This is a genomic window from Ruegeria jejuensis (assembly GCF_041537905.1).
Lineage (GTDB): Bacteria > Pseudomonadota > Alphaproteobacteria > Rhodobacterales > Rhodobacteraceae > Ruegeria_C.
Genome location: NZ_JBGRUO010000031.1, coordinates 1 through 22,852 on the forward strand (window position 1 = coordinate 1; position 22,852 = coordinate 22,852).

The 22,852-nt window shown below is 61.7% G+C and carries 19 protein-coding genes; 8 read left to right on the top strand and 11 right to left on the bottom strand.

Annotated elements, in window-relative coordinates:
• The first annotated feature begins 188 nt into the window (after positions 1-188).
• Both AB1E34_RS23720 and AB1E34_RS23725 read left to right on the top strand, forming a co-directional pair.
• Positions 189-641, top strand: coding sequence for an Lrp/AsnC family transcriptional regulator (locus AB1E34_RS23720; protein WP_372574778.1), 453 nt, complete (start codon positions 189-191; stop codon positions 639-641).
• A 117-nt stretch (positions 642-758) separates the two neighbouring features.
• Entirely contained in the window at positions 759-1,349 is a 591-nt protein-coding gene (locus tag AB1E34_RS23725) for a PA14 domain-containing protein (protein WP_372574779.1), read from the top strand.
• 57 nt (positions 1,350-1,406) lie between these two features.
• Here AB1E34_RS23725 and AB1E34_RS23730 read toward each other — a convergent pair whose 3' ends face one another.
• On the bottom strand, positions 1,407-2,369 hold the full coding sequence (locus tag AB1E34_RS23730; RefSeq protein ID WP_372574780.1) for an L-malyl-CoA/beta-methylmalyl-CoA lyase: 963 nt from the start codon (positions 2,367-2,369) through the stop codon (positions 1,407-1,409).
• 296 nt (positions 2,370-2,665) lie between these two features.
• Between AB1E34_RS23730 and dgcN the strand changes: the two genes are divergently transcribed.
• The 3 genes from dgcN (at position 2,666) to AB1E34_RS23745 (ending at position 5,571) form a co-directional block, all read left to right on the top strand.
• Positions 2,666-3,667 carry an N-acetyltransferase DgcN gene (gene dgcN / locus AB1E34_RS23735; protein ID WP_372574781.1) on the top strand — a complete coding sequence of 334 codons (1,002 nt, stop codon included), beginning with the start codon at positions 2,666-2,668 and terminating at the stop codon, positions 3,665-3,667.
• 70 nt (positions 3,668-3,737) lie between these two features.
• The gene (gene dgcA / locus AB1E34_RS23740) at positions 3,738-4,703 is read left to right on the top strand and encodes an N-acetyl-D-Glu racemase DgcA (RefSeq protein WP_372574782.1); all 966 of its coding nucleotides are present in this window, start codon (positions 3,738-3,740) and stop codon (positions 4,701-4,703) included.
• 7 nt (positions 4,704-4,710) lie between these two features.
• Positions 4,711-5,571: a D-amino-acid transaminase gene (locus AB1E34_RS23745; protein ID WP_372574820.1), complete on the top strand. Its 861-nt coding sequence runs from the start codon at positions 4,711-4,713 to the stop codon at positions 5,569-5,571.
• Between the two features lie 31 nt (positions 5,572-5,602).
• Here the strand turns inward: AB1E34_RS23745 and AB1E34_RS23750 are convergent, their stop codons facing one another.
• The 5 genes from AB1E34_RS23750 to AB1E34_RS23770 all read right to left on the bottom strand — a co-directional run bounded on the left by AB1E34_RS23750 (position 5,603) and on the right by AB1E34_RS23770 (position 11,903).
• The gene (locus AB1E34_RS23750) at positions 5,603-7,486 is read right to left on the bottom strand and encodes an SLC13 family permease (RefSeq protein ID WP_372574783.1); all 1,884 of its coding nucleotides are present in this window, start codon (positions 7,484-7,486) and stop codon (positions 5,603-5,605) included.
• A 434-nt stretch (positions 7,487-7,920) separates the two neighbouring features.
• A complete protein-coding gene (locus AB1E34_RS23755) occupies positions 7,921-8,574 on the bottom strand; it encodes an ABC-type transport auxiliary lipoprotein family protein (protein ID WP_372574784.1) in 654 nt (217 codons plus the stop codon).
• Complete coding sequence (locus tag AB1E34_RS23760; protein WP_372574785.1) at positions 8,571-9,965, bottom strand: MlaD family protein; 1,395 nt, start codon at positions 9,963-9,965, stop codon at positions 8,571-8,573. The genes AB1E34_RS23755 and AB1E34_RS23760 overlap by 4 nt, the downstream gene beginning before the upstream one ends.
• Before the next feature lie 7 nt (positions 9,966-9,972).
• A complete protein-coding gene (locus AB1E34_RS23765) occupies positions 9,973-10,773 on the bottom strand; it encodes an ABC transporter ATP-binding protein (RefSeq protein ID WP_372574821.1) in 801 nt (266 codons plus the stop codon).
• 5 nt (positions 10,774-10,778) lie between these two features.
• Positions 10,779-11,903 (bottom strand): MlaE family lipid ABC transporter permease subunit, encoded by a 1,125-nt coding sequence (locus AB1E34_RS23770; RefSeq protein WP_372574786.1) that lies wholly within the window; start codon positions 11,901-11,903, stop codon positions 10,779-10,781.
• Positions 11,904-12,065: 162 nt separating this feature from the next.
• Between AB1E34_RS23770 and AB1E34_RS23775 the strand changes: the two genes are divergently transcribed.
• Complete coding sequence (locus AB1E34_RS23775) at positions 12,066-13,325, top strand: Hsp70 family protein (RefSeq protein ID WP_372574787.1); 1,260 nt, start codon at positions 12,066-12,068, stop codon at positions 13,323-13,325.
• Here the strand turns inward: AB1E34_RS23775 and AB1E34_RS23780 are convergent.
• Positions 13,264-13,749: an Lrp/AsnC ligand binding domain-containing protein gene (locus AB1E34_RS23780; protein ID WP_372574788.1), complete on the bottom strand. Its 486-nt coding sequence runs from the start codon at positions 13,747-13,749 to the stop codon at positions 13,264-13,266. The genes AB1E34_RS23775 and AB1E34_RS23780 overlap by 62 nt on opposite strands.
• 192 nt (positions 13,750-13,941) lie before the next feature.
• Here AB1E34_RS23780 and AB1E34_RS23785 point away from each other — a divergent pair, with 192 nt between their 5' ends.
• Both AB1E34_RS23785 and AB1E34_RS23790 read left to right on the top strand, forming a co-directional pair.
• The gene (locus AB1E34_RS23785; RefSeq protein WP_372574789.1) at positions 13,942-14,379 is read left to right on the top strand and encodes a universal stress protein; all 438 of its coding nucleotides are present in this window, start codon (positions 13,942-13,944) and stop codon (positions 14,377-14,379) included.
• 11 nt (positions 14,380-14,390) lie between these two features.
• On the top strand, positions 14,391-15,941 hold the full coding sequence (locus AB1E34_RS23790; protein ID WP_372574790.1) for an alanine/glycine:cation symporter family protein: 1,551 nt from the start codon (positions 14,391-14,393) through the stop codon (positions 15,939-15,941).
• Positions 15,942-17,071: 1,130 nt separating this feature from the next.
• On the opposite strand, the gene AB1E34_RS23795 is transcribed toward AB1E34_RS23790, so the two are convergent.
• The 4 genes from AB1E34_RS23795 to AB1E34_RS23810 all read right to left on the bottom strand — a co-directional run bounded on the left by AB1E34_RS23795 (position 17,072) and on the right by AB1E34_RS23810 (position 22,702).
• Positions 17,072-20,416, bottom strand: coding sequence for an error-prone DNA polymerase (locus tag AB1E34_RS23795; RefSeq protein ID WP_372574791.1), 3,345 nt, complete (start codon positions 20,414-20,416; stop codon positions 17,072-17,074).
• Positions 20,413-21,891 carry a Y-family DNA polymerase gene (locus tag AB1E34_RS23800; RefSeq protein ID WP_372574792.1) on the bottom strand — a complete coding sequence of 493 codons (1,479 nt, stop codon included), beginning with the start codon at positions 21,889-21,891 and terminating at the stop codon, positions 20,413-20,415. The genes AB1E34_RS23795 and AB1E34_RS23800 overlap by 4 nt, the downstream gene beginning before the upstream one ends.
• Positions 21,806-22,387, bottom strand: coding sequence for an ImuA family protein (locus AB1E34_RS23805; RefSeq protein ID WP_372574793.1), 582 nt, complete (start codon positions 22,385-22,387; stop codon positions 21,806-21,808). Before AB1E34_RS23805 ends, AB1E34_RS23800 begins: the two co-directional genes overlap by 86 nt.
• Before the next feature lie 72 nt (positions 22,388-22,459).
• Entirely contained in the window at positions 22,460-22,702 is a 243-nt protein-coding gene (locus AB1E34_RS23810; protein WP_372574794.1) for a hypothetical protein, read from the bottom strand.
• Positions 22,703-22,852 lie beyond the last annotated feature (150 nt).

Here is a 22,852-nt window from a genome sequence, read left to right on the forward strand (position 1 = left end):
GCTCTTTGGAAAGTAAGGCTGAAGCCGCGCCATCTGCTCATCGGTCAGCCAGAATAGATTGCTCATGTTATACCCCTGAAACTCACGGGCATGAATCACGCAGGCGGGATGACGGCAACAAAATTAATAGGTCCAGAACCTAGTTTGAAATTGCAAAGATTGGGCCTGATGTCCTATGTCTGCAATCTATGACGCAGATAGACGAGATAAACCGCAGGATATTGCGAGAGTTGCAGCGGAATGGCCGAATCTCGAACCTGGAGCTGGCCGATCGCGTGGGCCTCAGCCCCTCGGCCTGCCTGCGCCGGGTGCAGGAGCTTGAGCGGCGTGGCATCATCACCGGCTATCGCGCAGTGCTGGACCCGGTGGCGCTGGGCCATGGCTTTGTGGCCTATATCGGCGTCGGGTTGGGCGAGCATACAAAGGCGGCGCAGGAAGGCTTCGAGCGTGCCATAGCCGATGCGCCCGAGGTGGTCGAATGCCACAACATCACCGGCACGATCGAATACCTGCTGCGGGTCGAATGCGCCGACCTTCCCAGCTACAAGAGCTTCCACACCGATGTGCTGGGTACGCTGCCCCACGTGACCGCAATCACCTCCTATGTGGTGATGGGATCGCCCAAAGATGAACGGGCGTAAGGGGAAAAGTCGAGCGCCCAAGACTTGCCGGGGGTGATCTTCCTGCCTAGGCTCGCCGTAATTCTGTCGTGAAACCCGGCGCAGACCGGGGCGGCACTGACCTTCAGGGAGACTATCATGACGTTCTTATCTCGGGCATGCGCCGTTCTGGCTTGTGTGTTTGTGGCCTCTGCCGCAGGGGCGGATGCCAAGAAATTGCAGCCTGCCAATCCGCAACCCTCCGGGCTGAAAACCGGCCTTGCAGTCGCTTATGCCTGGGCGGGAGATATACCGGCCAAGATCGACTATCTGGGTCAGGCAAAGGACCTTCTGAAGAAGGGTGCCAAATCGGGCAAACCCCTGCGCGGGCTGGATTATCGCGATACCGACGAGGGCGATCCGGTGCTGACCTTCGATCAGGCTTTCAACGTGGCTGCCGCAGTGAGGGGTTATATCCGCTTTGACGAACCGGGAACCTATGAGGTCGAAACCTGGTCCAATGACGGGATCGAAGCCTTTGTCGGGGGGCAGAAGGTGGGGATCATCACCGGTCGTCAGACCTGTTCGCCGAACCAGCGCACCACCGTCGAAGTGCCGCAGGCGGGCTGGTATGATCTGAACATGGTCTACTTCCAAAAGTGGTCGACATCCTGCCTGATGATGAAATGGGGCAAGGAAGGTGATGAAGATCTGAAATGGGTTCCCAACGATGTGTTCGGGTACAAATAGCGGCCTGCGGGGTCGGGCACGCAATGGGGCACCACGCGGGTGCCCCTTCTTGTTTGATCAGCCGTTTGCCGCGATCAGCTCGGCCTGGGCCACGATCACCTCGGCTTGTTTGATCGACGCGATGTCGACCAGACGGCCTTTGTAGACGGTGGCACCCTCGCCGTTAGCCTTGGCCTGTTCCATCGCGGCGAGGATTTCGCGGGCTTCGGTGACCGCCTCGTCCGATGGCGTAAAGACCTGATTGGCCAGCGCGATCTGCTTGGGGTGGATCGCCCATTTGCCCACCATGCCCAGCGTGGCCGAGCGTTTGGCCTGCGCGATATAGCCCTCGTCATCCGAGAAATCGCCGAACGGGCCGTCCACAGGCAGCACGCCATGGGTGCGGCAGGCGGCGACGATGGCGGCCTGCGCCCAGTGCCAGGGGTCGGACCAGTGTTTCTCGCCCTCGCGCAGCATGTAGTAATTCTCCTGCGTGCCGCCGATGCCGGTGGTTTGCATACCCATCGAGGCGGCGAAATCCGCCGCACCAAGGCTCATTGCTTGCAGGCGGGGAGAGGACGCGGCGATGGCCTCGACATGGGCGATACCGGCAGAGGATTCGATGATCACCTCGAACGAGATCGGCTTGGTGCGGCCCTTGGCGCGTTCGATGGCGGTGACCAGCGCATCCACCGCATAGACATCCTCGGCGCAGCCCACCTTGGGGATCATGATCTGATCCAGCCGGTCGCCCGCCTGTTCCAGCAGATCGACCACGTCGCGATACCAATAGGGCGTGTCGAGCCCGTTGATCCGCACGGACATGTATTTGCTGCCCCAATCGACGCTGTTCAGCGCTTCGATCACGTTGGCGCGGGCGACGTCCTTGTCGCTGGGTGCCACCGAATCCTCTAGATCGAGGTTGATGACATCCGCCGCCGAGGCCGCCATCTTGGGGAACAGCTTGATGTTCGACCCGGGGCCGAACAACTGGCAGCGGTTGGGGCGTGCCGGGGCGGCGGGTTGAATGCGAAAGCTCATTGGTCGCCTCGTGTTGGTAAGGAAATTGCGATTTTGTCAGGTTGGGGGATATTAAATTGCGGGGATGCCTGCAAGCGCTATTGTGCGGGCGCAGCAATGGCGGCGCAGCATCTTTGGTGACGGGCAGCAATGATCGTAGAGTTGTCGCAAACCGGGCGCATGGTTGGGAGTATTTCCGTCAAAATCCAGATATGATGGAAGAATCTTGCGCCATGTGGGGGGATTTTGGGCGCAAAAACGAAACGCTTGCGGCTCTGCGCCCGTAATCTGCGCCGGAATCAGAGGAGTGAACCGCAATGATCGAGACGCCGTATCTTTTGTTCCTTGGGGATGCGCCCGACCAACTGGCCGCCAAGGTGGCGATCGGGATCCGTGACTGGCGGCCCGAGAATGCTGTGGGCCAGATCCGTCTGCCCGGCTGCGGTGCCGATCTGGGCCTGACCGATATGACGTTGGCCGAGGCGAAAGAGGCCGGGGCCAAGACGCTGGTCATCGGTGTTGCCAACCGCGGCGGTTACATCAGTGACGCGTGGAAAGAGGTTCTGATCGCGGCGCTTGAGATGGGCTATGACCTGGCCTCAGGCTTGCACAACCTGTTGCGGGATGAAGGCGATCTGGTTGCCGCCGCGCAGACCCATGGCGGCACGCTGCATGATGTGCGGGTGCCGACGGTTGGCTATCCCATCGCCAACGGCAAGAAACGCTCCGGCAAGCGCTGTCTGGCCGTGGGTACTGATTGTTCGGCGGGCAAGATGTACACCGCGATGTCGATGGATGCCGAGATGCGCAAGCGCGGGCAGAAATCCACCTTCCGCGCCACCGGTCAGACCGGCATCCTGATTACCGGTCAGGGCGTGCCTCTGGACGCGGTCATTGCCGATTTCATGGCGGGTGCCGTTGAATATCTGACCCCCGAAAACGACGAGGATCACTGGGATCATATCGAGGGGCAGGGCTCGCTCTACCATGTCTCTTACTCCGGTGTGACCATGGCGCTGATCCATGGTGGTCAGCCCGATGCGCTGATCCTGTGCCATGAGCCCACCCGCACCCATATGCGCGGGCTGCCTGAATATTCCCTGCCGACGCTGGCGCAGCTGCGTGATGCAGCGCTGCCCATGGCGCGGATCGCCAACCCGGCCTGTCAGGTGGTTGGTGTCTCGATCAACACCCAGCATCTGAGCGAGGATGAGGCGCGCGCCTATATCGCGGAGGTCGAGGCAGAGATCGGCATCCCCGCCACCGATCCTTACCGCTTTGGTGCGGGCAAGCTGGTGGATGCGCTGGCCGAGCTGTGATTTAAGCAGCGTGCCGGGGGTGGGGTGATCCGCTCCCGGCGGTTTTTGAACAAGAAGAAGAGGTGGGCGCGTGCAGATAGAGGTCTCTCGCGATGTGTTCCGGCTGGCGCAGGCTTTCACTATTTCGCGCGGGTCGCGGACCGAGGCGAAGGTGCTGACGGTGCGGATCAGCGACGGGGCGCATCAGGGCTGGGGCGAATGCGTGCCTTATGCGCGATATGACGAGACGCTGGACTCGGTTGAGGCTGAGATAGCTGGTCTGCCACAGGCGTTCACCCGCGACGATCTGATGGACCTGCTGCCCGCAGGTGCGGCCCGCAATGCGGTGGATTGCGCGCTTTGGGATCTGGAGGCCAAGCAGGCGGGCAAGAGGGTCTGGGAGCTGGCAGGCCTGCCTGCGCCGGGGCCAGAGATCACCGCCTATACCCTGTCACTGGACACGCCTGATGCGATGCGGGATCAGGCTGCGCAGAACGCCCATCGCCCACTCTTGAAAATCAAACTGGGCACCCCCGATGACATGCCTCGCCTGGAAGCGGTGCGCGCCGGTGCGCCCGAGGCCAGGATCATTATCGACGCCAATGAAGGCTGGTCGGCGCAAGTCTATGCCGATCTGGCCCCGCATCTGGTTCGCCTTGGCGTGGCACTGGTCGAACAGCCTTTGCCCGCCGGAGAGGATGACGCGCTGCTGGGCATGGAGCGTCCCGTCCCCGTCTGCGCCGATGAAAGCTGCCATGATCGCGCCAGCCTGCCCAAGCTGAAGGGCAAGTATGACGTTGCCAATATCAAGCTGGACAAGGCCGGCGGTCTGACCGAGGCGCTGAAATTGCGCGCGGCGGCGGTGGCTGAGGGCTATGACGTGATGGTCGGTTGCATGGTCGGCTCGTCGCTGGCGATGGCCCCTGCGACCCTGTTGGCGCAGGGTGCGATGGTAACGGACCTTGACGGCCCGCTTCTTCTGGCCGAAGACCGCGACAACGCTTTGACATTTGACGACAGGGGGGTGCATCCGCCGGATGCGGCTCTCTGGGGATAGGAGACAGATCATGCGCACTGTTTACGTGAATGGCGAGTATTTGCCCGAGGATGAGGCCAAGATCTCGATCTTCGACCGCGGCTTCCTGATGGCGGATGCGGTCTATGAGGTGACCAGCGTGCTGGACGGCAAGCTGATCGATTTCGAGGGCCACGCGGTGCGGCTGGAACGCTCGTTGCGGGAACTGGACATGGCCGCGCCCTGCAGCAAGGACGAATTGCTCGCCATCCACCGCAAGCTGGTCGAGGAGAACGGGATCGTCGAAGGTCTGGTCTATCTTCAGGTCACGCGCGGCTCGGACGGGGATCGTGATTTCGTGTTCCCGGACCCCGACACCACGCCGGGCATCGTGCTGTTTACCCAGAACAAGCCGGGTCTGGCCAATAGCCCCGCATCCCAAAAGGGGGCCAAGGTGATCTCGATCGACGATATCCGCTGGGGGCGTCGCGACATCAAGACCACGCAGTTACTCTACCCGTCGATGGGCAAGATGATGGCCAAGAAGGCAGGTGCCGATGATGCCTGGATGGTCGAGGACGGCTATGTGACCGAAGGCACCTCGAACAATGCCTATTTCATCAAGAACGGCACCATCGTGACCCGCCCGCTGAGCACTGACATCCTGCACGGCATCACCCGCAAGGCGGTGCTGCGGTTGGCGGAAGAGGCGCAGATGAAGATCGAAGAGCGGCTCTTCACCATCGACGAGGCGAAAGAGGCCGACGAGGCCTTTACCACTTCGGCCAGCGCTTTTGTGATGCCGGTGATCGAGATCGACGGCGTGCAATTGGGCGACGGCACACCCGGCCCCATCGCCAAGCGCCTGCGCGAGATCTATCTGGACGAAAGCCGCAAGACGGCGATCTGAGCGGTTGGCCGGGCTTGCGCGCCCGGCCCCCTCAGAAGATCAGGTTGAGCATCAAGAGCGAGACGATCCAGAAGAGCAGCGTCATGATGCCGCCGCTCTTGACGAAATCCATCACCTTGTAACCCGCGGGCCCCATGATCAGCGCATTGACCTGATGGGTGGGGATTATGAACGAGTTCGAGGTCGATATCGCCACGGTCAGGGCAAACACCGCCGGATTCGCGCCAGCCGCGGCAGCGATGGAGACCGCTAGCGGCACCAGCAGCACGGTCGCGCCCACATTGGACATGACCAGCGAGAAAACCGTCGCCAGCAGTGCCACACCGGCTTGCAGCGCCCAGATCGGCCAGCCATCCAGCACCAGCAGGATCTGCTGCGCGATCCATGCGGCGGTGCCGGTGTTCTGCACCGCATGGCCCAGCGGGATCAGGCTGGCGAGCAGAAAGACCGTGTTCCAGCCCACCGCGCGATAGGCCTCGTCGATGCTCAGCACGCGGCTGAGCATCATGCCGACCGCGCCGACCAGCAAGCAGAGCGACAGGCGCACATCGGTGAACAGAATCAGCGAGAGCGAGATCGCGAAGAAGAACAGCGCCCAGCCCACTTTATGGGGGCGCAGCTCGTCCTGCGGGAAATCGGCGGTCACCACCACGAAATCGGGATCGCGTTTCAGCCGCATCAGGTTGTCCCAACGGGTATGACCGACCAGCATGTCACCCGCCTGAAACGGGACCAGCCCGATCTGGGTCGGCACGTGGTCTTCGGTTTTGACGTGGCTCAACGTGTCTTCGCCCCGATGGATCGCCAGCAGGCTCAGCCCATAGGTTTTGCGCAGCAGCAGGTCACGGGGGCTTTTGCCGATCAGCTTGGAATCGGGCGGGATGACCAGTTCGGCAACCCCCGCATTGGTTTGGGCGAACTCCTCGGAGAAGATGTCCAGCTCAGGGCGCACGGTCAGGCCGAACCGCTCGGCAAAGCGCCTGACATCACCGCCCTGTCCGATCACCGCCAAGCGGCACGGGGCTGCGATCTCGGCGGTGAGGATCTGCACCATCGAGGATTTGCCGCGATAGAAAGTTGATATGATGTAGATGCTGTTTTCATTGTTGATATCGGCCAGAATCTGGCCGACCAGCGGGCTGTCCTTGGGCACTTCCACCTCGAACACGCTCGCATCCAGCCCATAGACCCGCTGCAGGTATTCCGAAGTGCCCTGGGCCGAGGCCACTTCGCTGTCCTCGGCCGCGCCAGGCAGCACCCAGCGGCCCAACAGCAGGAAATAGAGGATGCCGGTCAGGATCAGCACCGCCCCGATCGGGGTGACCGAGAACAGGCCGAAAGGCTGCATCTTTTGGCCCTCGGGCAGGCTGGCATTGGCGCTCTGGATCAGGTCATTCAGCAGGATCAGCGGCGAGGACCCGACCATCGTCATGGTGCCGCCCAGAATGGCGCAGAACCCCATCGGCATCAGCAACCGGCTGAGCGGAATGCCCGAGCGGACCGAGATGCGGCTGACCACCGGCAGGAACAGGGCCGCCGCCCCGACATTCTGCAGAAAGCTGGAAATGAAGCCGACTGTTCCGGAAACGATGGGCAGGATGCGCGCCTCGGTCGTGCCGCCGAGCTTCAAAATCTTGGCGGCGACCTTGTTCATGATCCCGGTCCGGTCCAGCCCGGCGCCCACGATCATGACCGCGATGATCGAGATCACCGCGTTGGAGGCAAACCCATCAAACAGCTGGGCCGGATCGGCCAGATTGTCGAGCCCGGGCAGGTAGCTGAAGATGCCCAGCAGAACCAGCACCAGGATGGCGGCAAGGTCGATGCGGATGATTTCGGAAACAAAGAGAAAGACCGTAAACGCGAGCATCGCCGCAACGACGCCCATCTCGAATGTAAAAGCTAATGGTTCCAAATCTGTACTCTCCGCGACGCGTGGAATGGTCTGTGTGAATGGCGCGGGCGAAATCTCCCGCGCAGCGGAGCGTCATCGGAGGCGGTGGCTGCGGTCGCCTGCTTCGGGCCGGGCTCGACCCTGCGGTCTTGTGTTCTGCGCGTCTGGCATTGCTGTCCCTTGGGTTTTCCATTTGTGCACAAAAACCCGGCAGTTGGAAAGAAAAACGCCCGCCGGGTCGGAATCGGCGGTCTGGTGTAATCGGTTGGGTGGGTTTAGGCCCGTCGTCAGTAACGCGGGCTTTGGGAGCACAAGAGGTTTTCAGTTCGACATGACAGCCACGGGCGTCGCGCGCATTCTGAAAGCCGCGCCGCCCAGGTTCGCAATCAGGGGCCCGGGCTAACATAAGGGCTGTCAGTTCAGTCGGGTCCCTTCATTTGATGGCGCGCAAACTGCTAGAATGAACTTGGGTTGTTGCGGGCATAGGAGTGGATGGTTCGGATGCTCCATTCCACCGAATCCTTCATCGCGTTCCCAAGCGCCTGATCAAAGGCGGTGACCAGCGTCAGCGGGTCGTCATCTGCCGAGATCGCGACCTCTTCGAAGGATCGTGAGGCGATGATGTTATCCTCGACCGCATCGACAAGCTTGATATTGAGGCGCACCACCACACGCAGCGTATCGTCACCCGGTTCGTCCGACACCTGAAAGGCCTGAAACTCACGCAGGTCGGTTATGACGTTGTAGTCGGACCGAAGGCCGACCGCAGACCGACCCACGGCGGCAACCTTGCCGGTGTTTTCGTAACTTTCGATCATCAGCGCCTGGATGATCAGCGGCGCCCGGTCGACCCAGCGCGAGCGCGGCAGGTATTGCACCTCGAAAACGTTGGGTTGCACGGCGATGCGGTCGGTGTTCACCGCCGCCGTGGCGGTGGGTTCCTCGACCACGATCTGCTGGCTCAGCCGCGGCAGGTTCTTGCTGAAGGTGCTTTTGGGCGTCAGCGCATAAAGGTTATTGGGCTTGGTGGCCTGGCTCAGACCGGTCAGGCCCGCGCAGCCGCTCAGGGCGGTAACAAGCAAAAGGGCGAGGGCAAAGGGCCGTGTCATCGACGATACTCCGAGCCTTGGGTTCCGAAAAAGAAGCGGGCGGGGTCGCTTTCGAGCTTGTCGCTCAGACGTTCAAGATTGACCACCAACCGGCGCGCCTCTTCGATGAAGCGCTGGAATTGGGGCAGGCCGACCCGCAAAAAGGCCGAGACCTGCACGCGGTTCTCCTGAATGATGCCGTCAATCGTGGCCATCAGGTTCGAGGCCGATTTCGACGCGCTCAGCACCTCCTGCGAGATCTGGTCGACATTCTTGGTCACTGTCTGCACGGTGGTGCTGATCTCGCCCACCGCCTTGCGGACATCGCTGACCACCACATCGACATCCTCGTCGATTACCTTGTTGACCTTGGTAAAGGTCTGATCGGCGGTATCAAGCGTGGTTTTGGCGGCATCCATCGCGCCGGAGATATCCGACAGCGTCTTGTTGGCGTTCTCGATGGTGACCGTGGCCGCCGACAGCGCCACGCTACCTTCGCTGGAAAGCACGTCGATCCGGTCGGCCACGCGTGAAACATCAAGGCCGACGGTTTCGATCACGGTATTGGCGTTTTTCACCACGCCGCGCACATCCTCGACCAGCCCGGGCAGGTCGTTTTTGACGGTGTCGTTGATGGTTGCGATGGTTTCGCGCGCCTCGCTGACCATCGCCTTGCCATCTTCTTTGATGATCGTGTCTATGTTGTCCGAGGTATCCTTGATCGAGTCGAGCGTGCCTTGTGCGGTTTTCAGGGTGCTCTCGGCGGTATCGGACAACTCCCCGAGCCGTCCCGAAAACTTCGAGATATCACCTGCCGTCTTGCGGATATCGCCCGACAGCCCCTCGACATCCGACAACACATCGTTGAGCCGCCCCGAAGCGCTTTCGAGATTGGCCAGCGTCTTGGTGACCGCCTCGCGATTTGGCTGATCGACCAGCTTTTTGATTTCTTCCAGCAGGTCGATGGCATTGTCCATCAGCTCTGGCGCGCCCTGAAAGATGCTTTGTAACGCGCTGCGCTTGCTTGTGATCACACCGTCTTGCTCAAGCGCTTTCGCGGTGGCCGACCCACCACGCAGATCGATATAGCTGACCCCGGTGACACCTTGTGATTCAAGTGTCGCGGTGGTGTCGGTCTTGACCGGCGTGTCGGCATCTACCTGGATCTTGACCCGGACCTTGGAGGGGTCATCCTCGTCCAGGCTCAGCGCGGTGACCTGTCCCACCGGCAAGCCGTTGTAGCGCACGTCGCCCGCAGTGCTCAGCCCCGAGACATCGTCAAAGAGGATGTCGTAATAGTCGTATTGCTTGTCCACATTCACCTTGGCCAGCCACAGCACGAAGATGAATGCGCCCAGAATACCGGCCAGTGTGAAGGCCCCGATCAGCAGATAGTTCGCTTTGGTTTCCATCGAACGCCTATCTTTCCTTGGTCTTGTGCTGCGCCGCGCGGGCACGTGGACCTGTGAAATATTCCTGCACCCAGGGGTGATCGACCTCTGGCATTATCTCGATCGGGCCTTCGGCATAGACGCGCTTTTCCGCCAGAACCGCAACCCTGTCGCAGATCGCGTATAGACTGTCGAGGTCATGGGTCACCATGAAGACGGTCAGCCCCAGCGCATGCTGCAACTCGCCGATCAGCTCGTCATAAGCCGCCGCACCGATCGGGTCGAGCCCGGCGGTGGGCTCGTCCAGAAACACGATCTCGGGGTCAAGCGCCAGCGCGCGGGCCAGGGCCGCACGTTTGCGCATGCCGCCCGAAAGCTCGGAGGGCATCTTGCCACAGGCCAGCGGCTGCAGGCCCACAAGGCTGATCTTGAGCTGCCCCAGCGCGCTCATCAGGTGTTCGCTGAGCTTCAGGTGCTCACGCATCGGCGCTTCGACATTCTGCAGCACCGTCAGCGAGGAAAACAGCGCGCCGTCCTGAAACGCCACGCCCCAGCGCTTTTCGACGCTCTGACGGTCTTCGTCCGTGCCGTTCACCACGTCGACGCCCAGCACCTTGATGCTGCCTGCGGCCGGGGCGTTGAGGCCCACGATGGTACGCAGCAACACAGATTTGCCGGTGCCCGAGCCGCCGACAATGCCCAGCACCTCGCCACGCCAGACATCGAGGTTCAGGTTCTCATGCACCACCTGGCTGCCGAACTGATTGCGCAAGCCACGGACCTCGATCACTGCTTCGCGGGCAGCGGTGGTGGTCTGGGGCGCTTGCATCTGCATCACACCCCCAACTCGGAAAAGAAGATCGAGAACATTGCGTCGATGGCAATCACCATGAAGATCGACTGCACCACCGAGGCGGTGGTGTGTTGCCCGACGCTTTCAGCCGATCCGCGCACCTGCATGGCCTGCCAGCACGCCACCACGCCGATCATCAGGGCAAAGAACGGCGCCTTGATCATTCCGATCAGCAGGTTCCAGACATCGGTGGTTTCTTTGAGCCGGGTGATGAACATGCCCGGCGTCACGCCCAGATCGATCCAGCTCATCAACGCGCCGCCAAACAGCCCGGCCATGTTGGCGATGAACCCCAGGATCGGCATCATGATGATCAGCGCTAGCACACGGGGAACCACCAGCGCCTCGATCGGGTTCAACCCGATGGTGCGCATGGCGTCGATTTCCTCCTGCACTTTCATCGAGCCGACCGACGCGGTGAAGGCCGAGCCCGAGCGGCCCGCCACGATGATCGCCGTCAGCAGGATGCCGAGTTCGCGCAGGACCGAGATGGCGATCAGTTCGACCACGAATACCTCGGCCCCGAATTGTTTCAACTGTGCCGCGCCCTGAAAGGCCAGCACCACACCGATCAGAAAGCCCATGAGCGCAACGATTGGTACGGCCTTGAGGCCTGCGCTTTCCATCTGGCTGAACAGCGCCGCCCGGCGCAGGCGCCAGGGCTGAAGCAGGGTCAGGACAAGGGCGGCAAGGGTCTCGCCAAAGAATGTCAGTGCCGACAGGAAGCTGCGCCAGCCTGAAACGGTGTATTTCCCCAGCGCGATCAGCAGCGGCGCGACGCCGCGTTCGCGCGTTTCATCTTCCAGCCGTTCGGGCAGGTGCTGCGTGACCGTTTCCAGCAACGCGGCATGTGCAGGTTTTGCACCGGTGATGCGTACGGTTGCGCCGCCTGCTTCAAGGCGGTGCTGCATATTTGCGATCAGCCACGCGCCACCGGTATCGAAACTTTCAACGCCGGCTAGGTCCAGTTCGACATCGGACATGCCCGACGGAATGCGCTCGAACGCAGCCTGCACGTCGCCCACATACCGGGTAAGCAGCTCACCCAGAATCCTGATCATTGCACTGTTTGACGACTGCTCGATCGTCAGTGACGGTTCTGCCATGGCCAAGTCATAACGGCGGACGTGCCCCGCGCAAAGAGGCCGTCGCGCAATGCGGGAAAAAACGTGTTCTTTGCGTCTCTTGGAAAGGGTGCTCGCGAGGGGCCGGTTGCACCCGATTTCGAACTTGGATAGTGGGGGCGTCTTTTTTGATCGGAGGGCGCAATGCAGACGGATATTCTGGCAATCGATTTCGGCACCTCCAACTCTGCCGCTGCCATCGTGACAGAGCAGGGCGTGAGGCGGATACCAGTGGAGCAGGGGGGCGAGACCTTGCCCACCGCCGTATTCTTTCCGGCCGATGAAAGCCCGATGCAGATCGGCGCACGGGCGGCGGAGGCGCTGATCGCGGGTGAAGAGGGGCGCTATATGCGGGCGCTGAAAAGCGTGCTGGGCCTGCCCCTGCTGCAGGAAAAGCGCCTGATAGCTGGGCGGCGGCGGACGCTGTCGGGGATCATCACCGAATTCCTGAGCGAAATGCGCCAGCGTTGCGAAGCGGCGACTGGCTTGCAGTTCCGCCATGCGTTGTCGGGACGGCCCGTACATTTCCACACGGGCGATCCGGCGCTGGATGCGCAGGCCGAGACGGATCTGCGCGCCTGCTATCTGGCGGCGGGCTTTGAGGAGGTCGCCTTTCTGGCCGAACCCGAGGCGGCGGCCCTTGCCAGCCATGGGATGGGAGATGCGGAAGAGATCGGGCTGGTGGTCGATATCGGCGGCGGTACCTCGGACTTTTCGGTGTTCCGCAGCACGGCTGCGGGGCCTGAGATACTCGCCAGCAATGGTATCCGGCTGGGCGGCACCGATTTCGACCATGCAGTCTCGATGGCCCATGCCATGCCGCAGCTTGGTCTGGGCGGGCAATTGCGGCGGCAGATGGGAGCGGGCCTGCTGCCTGTGCCGCGCGCGCCTTATGTCGATCTGGCCACATGGGCGAAAATCCCGTTTCTCTATACGGGCGAGACCCGGCGCGCGGTGGCCGGTATGGTCCGGCTGGCCGTGGACCCGACGCGGATGGAGCGGTTCGCGACCGTGCTTGAGATGGAACTGGGCCATGAACTGGCCTTTGCGGTGGAGCGTGGCAAGATCGCGGCCAATTCCGGTGCGGGCAATGGTCGGATCGAGATGGGGTTCATCGAACCGGGGCTTGCGGCACCGCTCACGCGCGACGCGCTTGATGCCGCTCTGGCCGAGAATCGCTCGCTTCTGCGCGCGGCCATGTCCGAGACACTGGCATATGCCGGTGTCATGCCGGACCGGATCGGGCGGGTCATCCTGGTGGGCGGATCCAGCCTGATGCAGTTTGTGGCCGATGAGATCGCAGCGCTCTGCCCGCGGGCGGAGTTGCTTTACTCTGACGCGTTCACGGCGGTGGTCGATGGTCTTGCGCTGGCCGCACATCGGGATGCCGGACGGTTTCCATGACGGCAAAGGAATTGGTCTGGTGGATGCCGGGCAGCCGATTGATCCGATCACCCAGAACATCGCGGAAATGTGCAATATCGCGGGTGCGCACGGTCAACAGATAGTCAAAGGACCCCGCCACCATCAGGCAGGTCTCGATCTCGGGGATATCCCGGACCGCGCGGTTGAAATCCTCCAGCGAGGTATCAGCGGTGGCGGCGAGCGAGACCTGCACCACGGTCAGATGCCCCAACCCCAGCCGATCCTTGTCCAGCACCGCGCGGTAGCCGTTGATATAGCCACCGCGTTCAAGGCGTTTGACACGCTCTGAACAGGGCGTATTGGTCAGATTCACGCGTGCGGCCAGTTCGACAATGGGCAGGCGGCCATTCGCCTCCAGCTCGGCCAGAATGCGCTGGTCGATGCGGTCCAAATCTCTGCTCATCAGGGATATTTCCTCTGAAATACACGCTTGATGAGAATTTTTGCTGAATTTTCCCTAAGAATAAACCCTATTCCTAGTGATTATTCCTGATACTGCGCGCGGGCTGATCTTAAAGTGACACCTTGTCGCAGCGGCCTTTTTGGGGCCTGATGGCCAAACCAAAGAAAACAAAAAACTAAACGGAGGACAGAAATGACCGTCAAAATAGTCATTGGACTGGACGGGACGGAAACCGGAGATCGCGCGATTGCCTTTGCCAAGGATCAGGCCACCCGGCTGGATGCTTGTGAATTGCTCTGCGCCTATGTGATCGAGTGGTCTCCTTTCACGTTCCAGACACCCGAGGAAAACGCAACGCGACACAAGCGGCGCGAAGAGGAAATCGCAACTGCGACCGACCGTGTGGTGGATCCCGCTGTAAATGCATTGAAAGAGGCCGGTTTCAACGCCAGCGGAGTTGTGCGCCATGGTGACGTGGCCGAAACGCTCAACAAGATCGCAGTGGATAGCGGTGCAGTTCAGATCGTTGTCGCCCGTGCGTCGGGCCATGGCTTTACCAACCGTGTATTCGGCAGTTCGACCCAAAATCTGGTCATGCATGCCGACGTACCGGTCACGGTCGTGAAGTAGGAGGGACAGGAATGAGAACGATTAAAACACTGGGACTGGCCGGTGCAACTGCCCTTCTCGCCAATCCGGCGATTGCGCAGGAAGCTGCGGGGCTGGATGACAGGATCAATCAGGCCTTTGCCGATTTTACCGGACCTTTCGTAAGCTTTATCTTTGCGCCGTTTCCCGGCACCGGATTCCCCTGGATTGTGGGTTGGCTGGTTGTCGCGGCGACGGTTTTCACGCTGTATTTTGCCTTTGTGCAGCTGCGGTTCTTCAGCCATGCGATCAGCTTGGTCAAAGGTGACTATTCCGACCCCAACGATGCGGGTGAGGTCAGCCACTTCCAGGCGCTTGCGACTGCGCTTTCGGGCACGGTCGGTCTGGGGAATATCGCCGGTGTGGCGGTTGCCGTCGGAATCGGCGGGCCGGGCGCGACCTTCTGGATGATCGTTGCCGGCCTGCTGGGCATGGCGTCGAAATTCACGGAATGTACCCTGGGTGTGAAATACCGCAACGAATACGAAGACGGCACCGTGTCCGGTGGCCCGATGTATTACATGTCCAAGGGCTTTGACGAGCTTGGCTTGCCGGGCGGCAAGATCCTGGCGGTGCTGTTCTCGATCTTCTGTATCCTTGGCGCGCTGGGTGGGGGCAACATGTTCCAGGCCAACCAGGCGCATCAGCAGATCGCGGGTATCACCGGCGACTATCCCGGCTGGATCACAGGGATCGTTTTTGCGATCATCGTGTTTCTCGTCATCGTCGGCGGTCTGAAATCCATCGCGCGGGTGACCGAAAAGGTCGTGCCGTTCATGGGTGTCATGTATGTGGCTGCTGCATTGGTGATCATCATCATGAACGCGGATCAGATCGGTTGGGCCTTTGGCCAAATCTTCGCGGGTGCCTTCACCGGTCTCGGCGTGGCTGGCGGTATGGTCGGCGCGCTGATCCAGGGCTTCCGCCGTGCGGCGTTCTCGAACGAAGCGGGCGTGGGGTCGGCGGCGATCGCACACTCGGCGGTTCGTACCAAAGAGCCGATCACCGAAGGCTTTGTGTCGCTGCTTGAGCCGTTCATCGATACGGTCGTGATCTGTACCATGACCGCGCTGGTGATCATCATCACCCAGCAACTGATCGTTGATCCGGAAACCGGCAACTACATGCTGAACGAAGCGGGCAATGCGATTGCCACCGTCGATGGAAATTCGGGCGTTAGCCTGACCTCGGCCGCCTTTGGCAGCGCGTTTAGCTGGTTCCCCTATCTGCTGGCGATCGCGGTGGTTCTGTTCGCCTTCTCGACCATGATCAGCTGGTCCTATTACGGGCTCAAGGCCTGGACCTATCTGTTCGGCGAAGGCCACACCAAGGAGCTGATCTTCAAGGTCATCTTCTGCATCTTCGTTGTTATCGGTGCGGCGGCCAATCTCGGCCCGGTCATCGACTTCTCGGATGCGGCGATCTTTGCGATGGCGGTTGTGAACGTCTTTGCGCTCTACTTCCTGATGAAGAAGGTGCGGGAAGAGCTTGAATCCTATTCCTCGCGTCTCAAGAGCGGCGAGATTCGCAAGTTCGAACACTGATAAAACGGAACCGGGGCGCGCTATGTGCCCCGGTTCACCCCTGCTTCCTTGTTGAATGTCAGATAACTTTGACCATCGCGTCAAAAACTGACTCAACCGGCCTCGGCTGAACTCTCCGACTTCCACCACCCAACGTCAGGTAGCTTTGGCCTAACAACGCGCCACCGGATCTGAGACAAGCGGACGCTTATGCCACGCTTAGCGAATTCGAGCAAAGGGCCCCCAATGTGACGAATGCCGCATTTTTTACGAAGGTCAGCGAACGGCGGGTAACGTGCCACTTATTATCGCAAGGATGTAAATGCTGGTTGCGGGACAAGTGGTACCTGTTTTTAACGTAGCGCATCTTCAGAGGGGTTCTCGGGGTATGAAGCTTCCAAATCTTATTTTATTGCTGGCTGCGCTGCTTATCGTAGGCTGTGGAAGTTCGGGCAAGCGGAACACTGTGGAAACTGGCGGGCAGACGATAAACTATGGGCCAGTTGCAGGCTCAAGCAGTTTGGCCCCTGACGGGTTTACCCCACTATTATTTACGTTCAGTCAGAGCGAAAGACTTCGACTGAACGGGGCCACTGAGGCCGACTTCCAAAGGGAAGCTGATCTGCGCGGAATAAGCGTGCAAACAGCAAAGTTGGTTTTTGGAAATGACCCCTATTTTGGCCCTGATGGTCGTATGCGATCATGTATAATATTAGCCATCGAAAAAGGCCTGTGCAAAGGTCCAAGGACACTGCCAATCAGTGAGCGAGTAAGGCTCGTGCAGCAGATCGTGAACCAAGACCCTAATTGTAGTTGGAGAGGTTTTGATCCCGTTTTCAATCGCCAGATGTCTATTGGGGCTGGTGCACCCAGCTATACTTTGTGGATCGCTGCAGCCTGCTAAACCACAACGGGGCAAACTCAGTTCCGACTGAATACGGACCCGCTTAAGCCGACATTCATCACGTAGAATTGGATGGTAACCTCGTCCGCACTGTGTAGATCGGCAGCGACATCTTGAACGCCCGGTCTGGGTCAGGAATGCTTGACGTTTGGATCAGCATTGCGTGACGCGGCCCATTGAGCGGATTCAGAAAAATCGCCGAATTGAGTCAAAGATGCGCAACGTTCCACACTCCTTCCGATATATCTCAGTGAAAATCCCGGCTGGGGAACAGCCGCTTGGCCTGTTCGCGCGGATGCATGGCGCGGGGGGGCTGGCGCTGCGGGCGGGGGGCGTCGTCGGCTTGTGGCTGGGTGATGCCGATGGCCTCATCCATCGGGTGGCCCAGTTCGGTCAGGCGATGGGACATGTCCTGGATGTCCTGCGCGATCAGATGCACCACGATACCTTCGCGTTGCAGGTAGCCGGTGACGCGCAGAAGTCGTCCGCCCATCACGACGCGCCGGAACCTCTCATAGACCTTGGGCCAGACCACCACATTGCTGACCCCGGTTTCATCCTCCAGCGTCAGAAAGATCACGCCCGAGGCGGTGCCGGGGCGCTGGCGGGTGATGACCAGGCCACAGACATGGGTGCGTTGCAGCGGCGCGGTGGCCAGTTGGTCATGCGGTGTCAGGCCGGGCATTGAGGGGCGCAGCAGCTCCATCGGATGGGCGCGCAGGGTCAGCCGCATCGAGACGTAATCCTCCACCACCTCCTCGCCCAGATGCATGCTGGGCAGATCGATCTGCGGCTCGCGAATGCTTTCGCCGTCGATGGGGTCATTGAAGAGCGGCAGTGGCTGCTGCCCCCTTATCGCCTTCACCTGCCAGAGCGCGTCGCGGCGGGTCAGCCCCATATCGGTGAAGGCATCCGCCTCGGCCAGCCGTTCCAGCACGGCCGGTCTGATACCAGCGCGCAGCCAGAGGCTTTCGGGGTCGCGATAGCCATTGCCGCGCGCGCCGGTGATCCACTCCGCATCCTCTTCCTTGAACCCCTTGATCTGGCGGAACCCCAGCCGCAGCGCCAGCGCCCCGTCGGCGCGGCGTTCCAGCGTATTGTCCCAGGTTGAGGCATTGACGCAGATGGGCCGCACCTCGACGCTGTGTTCGCGCGCGTCGCGCACGATCTGGGCCGGAGCGTAAAACCCCATCGGCTGCGAATTGAGCAGCGCGCAGGCAAACACCGCCGGATGGTGGCATTTCAGCCAGGCCGAGACATAGACCAGCATGGCGAAGGCGGCGGCATGGCTTTCGGGGAAACCGTAATCGGCGAAGCCCTCGATCTGGCTGAAACACCGTTTGGCGAACTCCAACTCGTAGCCGTTGTTCAGCATGCCCCCGATGAAGCGATCTCGAAACGCGCCGATGGTGCCCATACGTCGGAACGAGGCGAGCGAGCGGCGCAGGCGGTCGGCCTCTTCCGGGGTGAACCCGGCGGCGACCACGGCGATCTGCATGGCGTGTTCCTGAAACAGGGGCACGCCGAGCGTCTTTTCCATGACCTTGTCCAGCTTGGGACACATCGACGCGGGTTCTTCCAACCCCTGCCGCCGCCGGATGTAAGGCTGCACCATGCCACCCTGAATGGGGCCGGGGCGGACGATGGCGACCTCGATCACCAGATCATAGAACTCACGGGGGCGCATTCGGGGAAGGAAGTTCATCTGCGCCCGGCTTTCCACCTGAAACACCCCCACCGCATCCGCCTTGCAGAGCATGTCATAGGTGGCGGTGTCGCCCTGTTTGATGGTGTCAATGGTCAGGTCTTCCCGCTCATGTTCGCGCATCAGGTCGAACGCCTTGCGGATACAGCTGAGCATGCCCAGCCCCAGCACATCGACCTTGAGGATGTTCAGCGCATCGATATCGTCCTTGTCCCATTCGATGACCGTGCGGTCCTCCATCGCCGCGTTTTCGATGGGGCACAGCTCGTCAAGCCGCCCCTTGGTGATCACGAACCCGCCCACATGCTGGGAAAGATGCCGGGGAAAGCCGATGATCTCGCCGATCAGGCGGATGGTTTGCGCCAGCCGCCGGTCATCCGGGTCGAGGCCCAGTTCCCTGATCCGCTCGGGATCGGCCCCGCCATTGGACATGCCCCAGATCTGGCCCGAGAGGCTGGCGGTGACGTCCTGGCTGAGCCCCATCACCTTGCCCACCTCGCGGATCGCGGCGCGCGAGCGGAAATGGATCACCGTGGCGCAGAGCCCGGCGCGGTGACGGCCGTATTTGTCGTAAATCCATTGGATCACCTCCTCGCGGCGTTCATGTTCGAAATCCACGTCGATATCCGGTGGTTCACCCCGGTGTTTGGAGACGAAGCGTTCGAACACCATGGCGATCAGGTCGGGGTTCACATCGGTGATGCCCAGCAGATAGCACAGCACCGAATTCGCCGCTGACCCGCGGCCCTGGCACAGAATGCCGATGGAGCGTGCATATTGAACGATGTCGTGCACAGTCAGGAAATAAGCCGGATAGCCAAGCTCGGCGACCAGTTTCAGTTCCTTTTCCATGAGGTCATGCACCCGTTCGGGGGCGCCGTTCGGATAGCGACGGTGCAGCCCTTCGCGGGTCAGCCGTTCCAACCGGGTTTGCGGGGTTTCGCCATCGCTGATCTCGTCGGGATATTCATAGCTGAGCTCGCTCAGGTCAAAGCTGCATTTGGCCGCAATATCCAGCGTCCGGCGCAGGGCGGCGGGGTGATGGCGGAAGAGGCGGGCCATATCAGCCGCGCCTTTCAGGCGGCGCTCGGCATTGGGCTGGGCGCGGGTGCCGATCTGGTCGATGGTGACATGCTCGCGCATGCAGGTCAGCACATCGGCCAACTGCCTGCGGCTGCCCCGGTGCATCAGTACATCGCCAACCGCCACCATCGGGGTGGCGCAGCGTTGCGCCAGTGTGGCGCAGGTGTCAAACCACGCCTGATCAGAGCCGTCATAGCGTGGTGCCGCACCCAGAAAGACATGGCCGGGAAAGCGGCGCTGAACCTGCCGGATCGCGCCGATATTGGGGTTCAGCGGGCCTTGCGGCAGGGCGATCAGGATCATGCCTTGCCCGGCCTCCAGCAGGTCGCGCAGATCGAGATGGCACTCGCCTTTCTCGGCGCGGCGCTTGCCCAGCGTCAGCAGCCGGGTCAGCCGCTGATAGGCGGTGCGGTCGCGGGGCAGGGCGAGCCAATGGGCGGGGCTGTCGCGCAGCACCAGACGGCAGCCCGTGATCAGCTTGGGCAGATGCGTTGTTTCGGGTCGGGGAATGTCGCTCGGGGTGCCGATTTCCTGCCGTGAGCAGCTATCGGTGCGGTGTTGCGAATGTATCCGGATCTTCTCATCGATCCCACGCTTCAGTTCTTTCAATGCCCGGAACGCCCGCACCACGCCCGCCAGTGAATTGCGGTCGGTGATGGCGATGGCGCTCAGGCCCAGTTCAGTGGCGCGAGTCACCATTTCCTCGGGGTGCGAGGCCCCGGTGAGGAAGGTGAAATTGCTGGTCACGCAGAGCTCGGCATAGGTCGGTGCGGGTGGCAGGATCTGGGGCTCGGACGTGGTCATGCGAACTCTCCCTGCACGAACCAGCCGGGGTTTTGCGGCGTGTGGAACAGCCACAGCCTGCGGCCCTGCCGGGTTTCCACCTGCCAGTAATCGCGCAGGCCCGACCGCCAGTTCTCATCACTCAGCCACCATTCCGGTGCGATACGTTCCGGTCCGGTTGCGCGTCCGGTGGTCAGCGACATGCGCCGCCAGCGAAACTGGCGCGGCGGATGCGGCCCGGTGCCCGCGATGGGCTCGGGCGGAAAGAGGGTGAGAGGGCGGGGGCGCGGTGCGCTCCACCCGCTGTCCGGTTGGGAATAGGCGGCAGGCGCGATCAGGAAGCTGCGTTCGGGGATATGGCTGTCGGCGGGCAGGAAACGCTGCACATTCTCCAGCCCGATCCGTGTGCCGATCCGGGTGATGAGGTCATCCAGTTTGTCCTGCCGCCCGACCGAGACATGGCTGACCTGCTGAACCGGCAGTGGTTCGACCTGCGTGGCCTCAAGCCGCAACTGGTCGATGCCGAACCCTGCATCCACCGCGTCCACGCCGCGTTGAAACAGCGGCAGGATACGGTGCGGGTCGCGCAGGGGGCGGGCCAGCCGCAACTCCACCTGCTGGCTGTCCTGATCGACCCGGCGCAGGGTCAGGGTCAGCACCCGCGCGCCGGCCTCCTGCGCTTTCAGCTTGGTACAAAGCTGGTCCAGCAGGCGCGCGGCGCCCGCCATCACATCCGATGTCAGGCCAATGGGTTCGGGCAGGGTCATGCGGGTGCCGTAATGGGGCGGATCGGCGAGCGGAGAGATATCCTCGGGCTGGGTCCCCAGCGCCTGATCCAGCCGCATCATCAGCCCCGCCCCGAACCGGCGCGCCAGCGGGGCGCGGGGGGCATGGGACAGATCGGCAATGGTGCGCAGGCCCAGCCGTTGCAAGGCGACGGAGATGTCCTCCTCCAGCCGCAGTGCTACCACCGGGAGTTTGCCGATGGCCGCCAGCATATCGCCCGCAGCAGCCACGCCGCCGCCATGACGGGCCAGCGCCCAGGCGGCCCCGCGGGTATCCCCCATGCCGACCCGAACCGCGATCCCGGCTCGTGCGAAGCGCTGGCGGATATCGTCGAGCAGGGCCACCTCGCCGCCCAACAGATGCGTGGCCCCGGTGACGTCCAGCACCAGCCCGTCGCGCCCCTCCAGCCCGACCCAGGGGCAATAGCGCGTGGCCCAGCGGCGCAGGGCGATCAAAAACCGCTCATCGGCCTGCGGATGGGCGGGCTGGCTGATCAGGTCAGGGCAGAAGGCGCGGGCGTCCGCATAAGACATGCCCCGGTTCAGGCCCTGATCCTCGGCCGCGCGGTTCAGGCAATAGAGACGGTTGGCATTGCTCTGGATCAGGGTCAGGGCAAAGGGCCCTTCAGTCGGGCGCGCCCGCAGAACCCGGTCGCTTGCCAACCGGGGGAACCACAGCGATACGACGCGCCGAGTGATCCCATCGAACATCCCAGACCCCCAATGTTCCTGATTTGTTCTTAATAAGCTCCCAATGGTGGTGAGTCGAGTCTTCCGGGTGAAATTGAGGGGCGCAGGACCATCGCGTTTCAGCCGCGTTGCTGCCCATGCCTTCGGGGATCAGTGCCAGCGCGGTGGCCTTGCCGTCGCGTGCGGCCAGTTGCAGTCGTCGCCCGGCAGTCAGGTCGAGCGGCTTGCTCAGCTCGGTCACCACCAGCGACACTGCGCCCGAGCGCAGCGCCTCTTCGGTCACCGCCAGAGCGTCGGTCTGGTCCCTGGCCGAGGCAATCAGCAGATGGGCCGGGTCAAGGATCGGGTGAAACCCCGACGGGGTCAGCTGCGCCGCCTGCCAGGCTTCGCGCACCCAGATCACCGGCCCGCCCAGCCGCGCGGCCAGAACGAGCGCGAAAAACACCGCCCCCGCACCGCAGACCTCATGGGTGCGGTGTTTTTTGGGCGGGTAATACGGGATCGCAGCGTCAGTCATCAGCGTTGAGTATAGGCAATCGGGGCAGAGATGCGAGAGCGTCTCTACCACGGATGCCATGTTCACACAGGGTCAGTGGGTCACTTTCGGCGCGACCGGCTCAAGCGCTATTTCGGGATTAGCCGCTTGCGCCCAGTCTTCCGCTTTCCAGCCCTTGTCCCACATGAACATGAAGGGGCGTTCGGTCAGGATGCAGTAGGGGTTGTCGTCCAGCGTCAATCCCTTCAGGCGGGCATCCTGCCCGGCTTTCACGATATCCAGCAGGTCATGCGTCCGCTTCTGCACGGCGTCCGCAACTTTGTTATTCCACAACATCCATTGGTCCTTTCACGGGTTGGGTCCTCTTCACGGGAGACTGAGGTCATCAGGTCGCGAACCCTCGCTCAGCCCTGTCCCGTGAAGAACAATCCGCAGGTAAGCAGTGGAAAAGGCCCATCAAGAGCGTGGCCGGAACGCGGTACGCTT